Source organism: uncultured Flavobacterium sp. (assembly GCF_937967675.1).
Taxonomy (GTDB): Bacteria; Bacteroidota; Bacteroidia; order Flavobacteriales; family Flavobacteriaceae; genus Flavobacterium.
On the sequence record NZ_CALBSN010000114.1, the window covers coordinates 1 to 10,436 of the forward strand.

Annotated in this window: 9 protein-coding genes; 8 read left to right on the top strand and 1 reads right to left on the bottom strand. The window is 31.1% G+C overall.

The window, feature by feature from the left end:
- The 4 genes from ffh to Q0075_RS07725 all read left to right on the top strand — a co-directional run.
- Positions 1–1,014 (top strand): signal recognition particle protein (gene ffh / locus Q0075_RS07710; RefSeq protein ID WP_297869008.1); only part of this gene is annotated, 1,014 nt, incomplete at its 5' end.
- 67 nt (positions 1,015–1,081) lie between these two features.
- Positions 1,082–1,963, top strand: coding sequence for a tetrahydrofolate dehydrogenase/cyclohydrolase catalytic domain-containing protein (locus Q0075_RS07715; RefSeq protein WP_297869009.1), 882 nt, complete (start codon positions 1,082–1,084; stop codon positions 1,961–1,963).
- Positions 1,964–2,183: 220 nt separating this feature from the next.
- Positions 2,184–2,630, top strand: a complete 447-nt coding sequence (locus tag Q0075_RS07720) for a hypothetical protein (protein ID WP_297869010.1) — start codon at positions 2,184–2,186, stop codon at positions 2,628–2,630.
- Between the two features lie 219 nt (positions 2,631–2,849).
- Positions 2,850–3,239, top strand: a complete 390-nt coding sequence (locus Q0075_RS07725; RefSeq protein ID WP_297869011.1) for a hypothetical protein — start codon at positions 2,850–2,852, stop codon at positions 3,237–3,239.
- Between the two features lie 284 nt (positions 3,240–3,523).
- Here Q0075_RS07725 and Q0075_RS07730 read toward each other — a convergent pair whose 3' ends face one another.
- On the bottom strand, positions 3,524–5,119 hold the full coding sequence (locus Q0075_RS07730) for a peptide chain release factor 3 (protein WP_297869012.1): 1,596 nt from the start codon (positions 5,117–5,119) through the stop codon (positions 3,524–3,526).
- Positions 5,120–5,246: 127 nt separating this feature from the next.
- Here Q0075_RS07730 and Q0075_RS07735 point away from each other — a divergent pair, with 127 nt between their 5' ends.
- From Q0075_RS07735 to Q0075_RS07750, 4 genes are all read left to right on the top strand, one after another.
- Positions 5,247–7,214, top strand: a complete 1,968-nt coding sequence (locus Q0075_RS07735; RefSeq protein ID WP_297869013.1) for a peptidylprolyl isomerase — start codon at positions 5,247–5,249, stop codon at positions 7,212–7,214.
- A gap of 34 nt (positions 7,215–7,248) precedes the next feature.
- Positions 7,249–8,067: a hypothetical protein gene (locus Q0075_RS07740; protein ID WP_297869014.1), complete on the top strand. Its 819-nt coding sequence runs from the start codon at positions 7,249–7,251 to the stop codon at positions 8,065–8,067.
- A complete protein-coding gene (locus Q0075_RS07745; RefSeq protein ID WP_297869015.1) occupies positions 8,051–9,412 on the top strand; it encodes a peptidylprolyl isomerase in 1,362 nt (453 codons plus the stop codon). Before Q0075_RS07740 ends, Q0075_RS07745 begins: the two co-directional genes overlap by 17 nt.
- Positions 9,413–9,507: 95 nt before the next feature.
- Positions 9,508–10,436 (top strand): MoxR family ATPase (locus Q0075_RS07750; protein ID WP_297869016.1); only part of this gene is annotated, 929 nt, incomplete at its 3' end.

A 10,436-nucleotide genomic window follows, 5' to 3' on the forward strand; every position in this document is an offset into this window, starting at 1 on the left:
GGTTCTGGTAAAACTACTTTTTCTGGAAAATTAGCGAACTTTTTAAAAACTAAAAAGAACAAAAAGCCTTTATTGGTTGCTTGTGATATCTATCGTCCTGCGGCAATTAATCAGTTGCACGTAGTAGGTGGACAAATTGGTGTTGAAGTATATTCAGAACCAGAAAATAAAAATCCTGTTGAAATTGCTCAAAACGCAATCAAGCATGCAAAAGCGAATGGTTTCAACGTAGTCATTATCGATACCGCTGGTCGTTTGGCTGTGGATGAAGAAATGATGAACGAAATTGCAAATGTTCACAAAGCAATTCAACCACAAGAAACATTATTTGTGGTGGATGCGATGACTGGACAAGATGCGGTAAACACAGCAAAAGCATTCAACGATAGATTGAATTTTGACGGAGTTATCTTAACGAAGTTAGATGGTGATACGCGTGGTGGAGCTGCGATTTCGATTAAATCGGTAGTGAATAAACCTATTAAATTCATCGGTACAGGTGAAAAAATGGAAGCTATCGATGTGTTTTATCCTTCTCGTATGGCGGATCGTATCTTGGGAATGGGAGACGTGGTTTCCTTAGTAGAACGAGCACAAGAGCAATATGACGAAGAAGAAGCAAGAAAATTACAGAAGAAAATCGCTAAAAACGAATTTGGTTTTGACGATTTCTTAGCGCAAATCCAACAAATCAAGAAAATGGGTAACATGAAAGACCTTGTTGGAATGATACCAGGTGCTGGAAAAGCGTTAAAAGATGTAGAAATTCAAGACGATGCATTCAAACATATAGAAGCAATTATTCACTCGATGACACCTGCTGAAAGAAGTAAACCTTCTATCATTGACGTGAAACGTAAAACTAGAATTGCAAAAGGTTCGGGTAGAAAAATTGAGGAAGTTAACCAATTGATGAAACAATTCGACCAAATGAGCAAAATGATGAAAATGATGCAAGGTGGCGCAGGTAAAAACCTGATGAAAGCCATGGGCGGAATGAAAGGCATGAGATAAACTGTAAAGACGCGATTCATCGCGTCTTTTTTATAGCATATAAAACAACACAACAAACAAAAAACAAATGCAATTATTAGACGGAAAAAAAGTATCGGAAGATATTAAAAATGAGATCGCAGCTGAAGTAGCTCAAATGAAAGCCAAAGGTGAAAAAGTACCTCATTTAGCAGCTATCATTGTAGGTAACGATGGAGCAAGTTTAACGTATGTAGGAAGCAAAGTAAAATCTTGCGAGCGTGTAGGTTTTGAATCGACTTTGATTAAAATGCCTAGCACTACTACAGAAATTGAATTGTTGAAAAAAATCAAAGAATTGAATGAGAATGACGATATTGATGGATTCATTGTTCAGTTGCCGTTACCAAAACAAATTGACACTCAAAAAATCATTGAAGCTATTGATCCAAGTAAAGATGTAGATGGTTTTCATCCTGAAAATTTTGGAAAAATGGCTTTAGATATGTCTACTTTTATTCCGGCAACACCATTCGGAATTTTAGAATTATTAGAGCGATATAATGTACCAACTGATGGTAAACACACTGTAGTTATTGGGAGAAGCCACATTGTAGGAAGACCAATGGGGATTTTAATGGGAAGAAAAGGTTTTCCTGGAAATTCAACGGTAACGGTTACACACAGTCATTCTAAAAACATCAATCAAATTACGTCTCAAGCCGATATTATTATTTCTGCATTAGGAGTTCCTAATTTCTTAAAAGCAGAAATGGTAAAAGACGATGTAGTTGTAATTGATGTAGGGATCACAAGAGTTGAAGACGAAACAACTGAAAAAGGATACAGAATTGTAGGTGATGTAGATTTTGAAAACGTATCTAAAAAAGCTTCCTATATTACGCCAGTTCCAGGTGGAGTAGGACCTATGACCATTGCAATGTTATTGAAAAATACGTTGTTAGCGAGAGAGCAGAAGAGAAATAAATAAAATATTATAAACAATATTTGTAACCCAAATTCGAAAGAGTTTGGGTTTTTTATTTGAAAATTTATTAAAATAGGCAGAAAAACTACAGCAATGGTTTGTTTAAAGGTTTTTAAATTGCGTGTTGAAAATAGCATAAACTTTATGTTATTTATGAGTTGTAACCAATTTTTGAAGAAAATAATCGAAAAAAAAGAGTGCTAATGATACAAAAAACAAAAAGATGAAAAGAAAAAACATTTCAAAAAGTGTAAAAAAAATATCCATTTTATGCTTTTCGTTAACATTATTAATTTCTACAATTAGTTGTAATAAAAATGATGATAACCTAACTTGTGGATGTAATTCTGATATTAGAGCAACAATCCCAGAATCCGCGAACTTAATTGGACAACTTGTTTATAAAAAACAGCTTGACCCAAATGATAACTTTTACAATAACAAATTTTGGATAACTTATGTTGAACCAGATTGTAACAACTGTGTTCATCACATGATTGTTTGTAATGAGAATTTTTTATCATCCTTTAACGATGTTAAAGAATTGCCTATTGGACAATCAATATCAGTGAAATTTTCTGGACAATTAAAAGAAACTTGTATAAAAAAATTTGATATTTCGAGCATTTCTTACGAACATATAACATTAACTAATATTGAAAGACAATGAAAAATTACTTTTTCTTCATTTTTGTAATAATGCCTTTGACATTAATTGCTCAAGAAAAAATTTCATTTATAAATCAAAATGAAAAAATGATATAAATGATACAGTTAAAAATGTTACAAAGAAAGTTAATGGTGGTTATAATGGATTGTCAGACAGAGTAAATAAATTTAATAGCTGTGAAAATTATATAGATTGTATAACAGAATAAAAATGAAAAAAATGAAAAAAAAAGGTAACAATATTTTAATAGCTACAGTAACAATCTGTTTATTATTATTTTCTTTTAAAATTATAATACAAGATTCTTCAATTGTTGGCACTTGGATATCTGAAAATGATACAAATTGGAAAATAAATTTTGATTCAAATGGAAACTCAATATGGTTTTATAACAATTCACAGACAGATACTTATGTATATTCATTAAACAATAGTTCTCCAAAGTGTAACAATAATGTTTTAGTAAATTCAAAAACAAATTACCTAACTTTAACAAATAATTCCGATATAAATGATAAAATTTGCTACGAAGTATATAGTATTAGTTCATCTAAGTTAACTTTGAGAGAAATTAATAGTAGTTCTTTATTAATTTTTGATAAGGAATAAAACCTCTTACAACCACAGTTTGTAACAATAGCGGCTTTTGTGTAAAAATAAAAGTCGCTTTGTTTTTGTAAAGTTTGTAACAAAAAAGTTTAGTTATTTTTTATTCCGCTACTGAAATATATATTAGAAACGTTCGAAAACTACCTTTTTAATTATATAACATTATAAATAGTATAGCTTGAGTTATAATCATTTTTGATTGTTAGTTATCTATTTTTGCTGATAATTTTCATGAAAGTGTTAATTACAAAAAAAAGCCATTTCATTTGAAATGGCTTTTTTTTTTATCTCTTTTGATAATCCGAAGTAAAGAATAATTCTACTGTTGGATATTTTTGTTGGGTCATTTGGATAGAGAAATCGCTATCGGCTAAGAACACCAATTGTCCGTATTTATCATGGCCTAAGAACTTTTGCTTCACACGTTTGAATTCGGCAAATTCTTCATTTTTAGGATCTTGTGGTTTTACCCAACACGCTTTAAAAGAAGGGAAGTTTTCATACGTACATTTTGCACCATATTCATGCTCTAAGCGGTATTGAATAACTTCGTATTGAAGCGCTCCTACAGTTCCAATTACTTTTCTTCCGTTCATTTCTAAAGTAAATAATTGGGCAACACCTTCGTCCATTAATTGGTCGATTCCTTTTTCTAACTGTTTTGATTTCAAAGGATCAGCGTTGTTGATGTATCTGAAATGTTCTGGTGAGAAACTTGGAATTCCTTGGAAATTCATTTGTTCTCCTTCAGTTAGTGTATCTCCAATTTTAAAGTTACCCGTATCATGTAATCCCACGATATCGCCAGGATAGGAAATATCAACAATCTCTTTTTTCTCAGCAAAAAACGCATTCGGACTTGAGAATTTCATGTTCTTTCCAAGTCTAACATGTAAATACGGTTTGTTTTTTTCAAAAGTTCCCGATACAATTTTGATGAACGCCAAACGGTCACGGTGTTTTGGGTCCATATTCGCATGAATTTTAAACACAAATCCACTGAATTTGGTTTCATCAGGTTGTACTAATCTAGTGTCGGATTCTTTTGCTCTTGGCGTTGGCGCAATTTCTATAAAACAATCTAATAATTCACGAACTCCAAAATTATTCAAAGCCGAACCAAAGAACACCGGTTGTAAATCGCCTTCCAAATATTCTTCACGGCTAAATGGAGGATAAACTTCATCGATTAATTCCAATTCTTCTCTTAATCGGTTTGCTGGTTTTTCACCAATAATTCCTTCTAATTCTGTACTATTGATGTCGTTAAAAGCAATCGTTTCTTCAATGTTTTTACGACTATCGCCTTCAAAAAGGTTGATGTTCTTTTCCCAAATATTATAAATTCCTTGAAAATCGTATCCCATTCCAATAGGGAAACTTAATGGTGTAACTCGAAGTTTTAATTTTTTCTCTACTTCATCCATCAAATCGAAGGCATCTTTACCTTCACGGTCTAATTTGTTGATGAAAACAATCATTGGAATGTTTCGCATTCTACAAACTTCTACCAGTTTTTCTGTTTGTTCCTCAACCCCTTTTGAAACATCGATGACTACGATTACACTGTCAACAGCGGTTAAAGTTCTAAAAGTGTCTTCTGCAAAGTCTTTGTGACCTGGCGTATCTAAGATGTTGATTTTTTTATCTTTATAATTGAAAGCCAAGACAGAAGTGGCTACCGAAATTCCTCTTTGTCTTTCAATCTCCATGAAATCGGAAGTAGCTCCTTTTTTAATTTTATTACTTTTTACAGCTCCAGCCTCTTGAATTGCGCCTCCAAACAACAATAATTTCTCGGTTAAAGTCGTTTTTCCGGCATCGGGATGCGAGATAATTCCAAAAGTTCGTCTTCTTGCTATTTCTTCTATAAAACTCATTATTCAAAATTTTGTGCAAAAGTAACTTTTTTTTGTAGAAATTTCTGTTAATAGTCGCTTATAAATGTTGTGGAATAGTCTCGAATTGTTATTTTTGTCGATTACAACTAAAAATGTATAAATAATTATGAAAATTAGTCGCTTACTTATTTTTGTTTTCTTAATAACACCTTACTTTTTATTAGCCCAAACCAAGGAAGTATTATTTTCAATAGACAATCATCCTTATTACACGGATGAATTCATCAGAGTGTACAATAAAAATTTGGATTTGGTAAAAGATGATTCTCAAAAAGATTTAGATAAGTATTTGGATTTGTTTGTTGGATACAAGCTAAAAGTTGAAAAAGCAAATAAATTAGGTCTGCAAAACGGTTCTAATTATCAAGCGGAGTTGAAATCTTATAGAAATCAACTATCAAAAAATTATTTAAATGACTCAAAAGTTACTAATGAATTAGTTCATGAGGCATATGATAGAATGCAACAAGAAGTTAGAGCTTCTCATATTTTAATTTTATTAGATGAAGGAGCCCTGCCACAAGATACACTTAAGGCCTATAATAAAGTTTTAGATATTAAAAAAAGATTAGATGCAGGTGAAGATTTTGTAACTGTTGCAAAACAAACTTCCGAAGACCCATCTGTAAAAGAAAATAATGGAGATTTAGGGTATTTTTCGGCTTTTAGAATGGTTTATCCATTTGAAAATACAGTATATAAAACTAAAGTTGGTCAGGTTTCAAAGCCATTTCGTACTCGTTTTGGTTATCACATTGTAAAAGTAACCGATAAAAGAGCAAATAGAGGTGAGGTTACAGTTGCACACATCATGATTGTAAAGCCTAATAATTCAGATATTGCTCAAGCTGAAAAAGCAAAAGCTACTATAGAAGATATCTATAAAAAGATACAACAAGGTGAAAGTTTTGAGAGTTTAGCCCAACAATTTTCTGAAGATAAATCTTCTGCTCCAAAGGGTGGTGTTTTACAACGTTTTGGTTCAGGTCAGTTGAGTTCGGAAGAGTTTGAAAATGTGGCTTTTGAGTTAAAAGAAAAAAATCAGATTTCAGCTCCATTTCAATCGCAGTTCGGTTGGCATATTGTAAAATTAATTGAGAAACATCCTTTACGTTCCTTTGATGAAATGAAGTCTGATTTAGAGGAAAAAATTAGAAAAGATGAACGTTCTTTATTAATTACCAATTCATTAGCAAAAAAGTTAAGAGCAAAATATACTTATGTTAAAGATGCAAAGGTTTTAGCTCAAATTAAGAAAAGCGTTACAGAGGATTTTTACAGTCAAACCTGGCAAATTCCTGCAAATTTGAAAGAAATGAATCTTTCTTTGTTGACTATTAATAAAACTCAAAAGGTTACAGCACCATCGTTTTTAAATTTTATTTACACTCAACAAAAATCGAATATCAAAACAAAACCCGTTGCTAAATTGGTAGATGAATTGTTTGAAAAATTCACAGATGAACAATTAACTAATTACTACAATGAAAATTTAGAAAATGAATTTCCTGAATTTCGTTATGTAATGGATGAATATCGAGATGGATTGTTATTGTTTGATTTAATGGAAAAGGAAATATGGAATAGAGCTAAATCGGATACCACAGGTTTGATGAATTTCCACAAGGCTAATATTGAGAAGTACCAATGGAAAAAAAGATATGATGTAGATATTTTATCTTCAACTGATAAATTAATCATTGAAAAAGCACAAAAATTTCTCAAAAAGGGCAAGTCATTAGAGTATATAAAAGAAAAGTTAAACAACGATGGAAAAGTAAATGTTATGGTAAAATCAGGACTTTACGAAGAAGACTATGATATATTATCTCAATATTCAAATGCTGCAGTTGGTGTTACATCGGTTGTAAATAAAGATAAATACTATTTTGTAGTTAATGTGAAAAGAATTAATGAAGCAGGGCCAAAAGAATTTGCCGATTGTAAAGGTAAGGTGATTAGTGATTATCAGCAGTTTTTAGAAAATAACTGGGTTGATGAATTGAAGAAAGAATTCCAAATTAACATTAATAAAGAAGTTTTTTCCAAAGTAAAATTACAATTAACTAAATAATATGCGGTTTTTCATATCCATATTTTTACTTTCAATGATGCTTTTTTCCTGTGATTATTTCAAATCAGAGAAAAAGCCTAGGGCCATTGCACGGGTTGGTGAAAGTTATTTATTTGAATATGATATAGAGAATTTAGTACCAAAAGGAACTTCAAAAAAAGATAGTATAGCGATAGTAAAATCATTTATTGATAGATGGGCTTCTCAAAAAATACTATTTGAAGCTGCGGAACGAAATATAGGGAAAGAAAAAGTTTCAGAGTTTAATACTTTAATAGAACAATATAAAATTGATTTATATACAAAAGCCTACATTGAAGAGTTGGTAATAAGACAAATTGACACTACGGTAACTGAAGAACAGATTAAACAATATTATAATGAGAATAAGCAATATTTTAAAAATTCTTCAGAACTAGTGAAACTCAGATATATAAATTTAGTTAAAGAAAATCCAAAATTCTCTAAAATTAAATCAAAGTTTAGTTCCTTTACCAAAAAAGATAGAAAAGAGTTGGAGCAATTGGCTGTACAATTTAAAAGTTATGCTTTTAACGACTCTATTTGGGTAGATATCAATCAAGTTTATGAGAAAATACCGTTTATTAATATAGAGAATAAGCAAAAATATATCTCAAATGGAATGAATTTTCAATATCCCGATTCAACAACAGTTTGGTTGGTTAAAGTGAATAATGTTTTACCAAAGGATAGCGCCACGCCTCTTGAGTTTTTAAAACCAACCATTAAGCAGATTATTATAAATAAAAGAAAATTAGAATTAATTAATACAATAGAAAAAGAGATTACGAATGATGCCATTAAAGACAATAAATATGAAGTTTATAAATAAAAAATTCCTTTTCACCGTTTTAGTTTTAGTTAATATTACGGTCATTGCACAACCCAAAAAAGAGAAAGTAGATGGAGTAATTGGTGTAGTAGGTGATTATGTAGTGCTGGATTCTGATATTGATTTGGAATTAATTCAATTAAAAGCGCAAGGTATCGATACAAAAAACATTACACGATGTCAATTGTTTGGTAAACAGTTAGAAGATAAATTGTATGCTCACCATGCTATTCAAGATAGTATTGTTGTTACTGACGCTGAAGTAAATAGTTTTATGAATGAACAATTAGATGCGATGGTGCAGCAAATTGGTTCGATTGAAAAAGTAGTTAAGTTTTATAAGAAAAAAAATATAGAAGAATTTAAGTCTTATTTTTTTGAAATTATAAAGATGAATAAGTTAACATCTCAAATGCAAAAGAAGATTGTTGATGAAATTACCATAACTCCTGAGGAGGTTCGTAACTTTTTCAAAGAAATTCCAGCAGATGAAATTCCAACATTTGGTGCTGAAATGGAGGTTGCTCAGATTGTCGTAAAGCCTGTAATAACAGATGAAGAAAAGAAAAGAGTAGTAGAAAAATTAAAAGAAATAAGACAAGATGTATTAAATGGTGCTAGTTTTTTCAGTAAAGCGGTTCTGTTTTCTGAAGATCCAGGTTCAAGTTCTAACGGAGGGTATTATAAAATTAATCGTAAAACTGGATTTGTAAAGGAATTCAAAGAAGTAGCCTTTAGTTTAGCTGAAGGAGAAATTTCGGAACCTTTTGAAACAGACTATGGATATCATATCATTATGGTTGATAAAATTAAAGGTCAAGAGGTTGAATTGCGTCATATTTTAATTTCGCCAAAAGTTTCAAATCAAGCAATGAAAGACGCTAAGGCTAAAATCGAAGATATTCGAGCGAAAATTTTAAACAAAGAAATAACATTTGCTGATGCTGCTAAGTCTTCATCTGATGAAAAAGAAACCAAAAATAATGGTGGAGTTTTATTAAATCCTAGAACTATGGAGCCTAGATTTGAATTAACAAAAATGGATCCAGCCTTATATGGTCAAGTTTCATCATTAAAAGATGGTGAAATTTCATTACCAATTTTAGATGAAGACAGATCTGGTGGTGGTTTAAAATTTTATAAAATTATAACAGTTAATAATAGAACCGAAGAACATTTAGCTGATTTCGCGAAAGATTATTTAAAAATAAAAGAGCTAGCCTTGAAAGATAAGCAAATTAAAGAAATTGCTAAATGGAGTGAAGAAAAAATAAAAGAAACCTATATTAAAATATCGGACGAATACAAAGATTGTGATTTTACTAATAATTGGTTAAAAAAATAAATCATAAACCCTTTGAATGTTCAAAGGGTTTATGATTTATTTTATATTTTAGTGTAATAATAATTAAGTTCAAATTTTTAAATCCTAAATTTATTATGTCAGATGTAGCAGCCATTCAGGAATTAGTTGAAAGACAAAAAGCATTAAAGCAGGAAATTGCAAAAATAATTGTAGGTCAGGATGAAGTCGTACATCAAATTGTGATGAGTATTTTTTCTGGTGGACATGCTTTATTAATTGGTGTTCCCGGATTAGCAAAAACTTTAATGGTTAATACTATTTCGCAAGCTTTAGGATTGAATTTCAAAAGAATTCAGTTTACACCTGATTTGATGCCGTCGGATATATTAGGAAGTGAAATTTTAGATGAAAATCGTCATTTTAAATTCATCAAAGGACCAATATTTTCCAATATTATTTTGGCAGATGAAATTAACAGAACGCCGCCAAAAACGCAAGCTGCTCTTTTAGAAGCTATGCAAGAACGTGCGGTGACTGTAGCCGGACATCATTATAAATTAGATTTGCCTTATTTCGTATTAGCAACTCAAAATCCAATTGAGCAAGAAGGAACTTATCCGTTACCAGAAGCGCAATTAGATCGTTTTATGTTTGCTGTGAAATTGGATTATCCAAGTTTTGAAGAAGAAGTAAATGTAGTAAAAGCAACCACTTCTGATTTTAAACCTGTGGTAAATTCTTTATTTACTGCTCAAGAAATTATTGATTTTCAAAATGTAATTCGTAAGTTACCCGTTGCTGATAATGTAATTGAATATGCAGTTTCGTTAGTAAGCAAAACGCGTCCCGATAATCCACTTTCAAACGAATTTGTGAAAACATATATCGATTGGGGTGCTGGTCCAAGGGCTTCGCAAAATTTAATTTTGGCAGCAAAAACCAACGCCGCTTTTAATGGTAAATTTTCTCCAGATATCGAAGATGTAAAAGCAGTAGCCATTGGAATTCTTCGTCACAGAATCGTAAAAAATTACAAAGCCGACGCCGAAGGAATTTCGGAAGA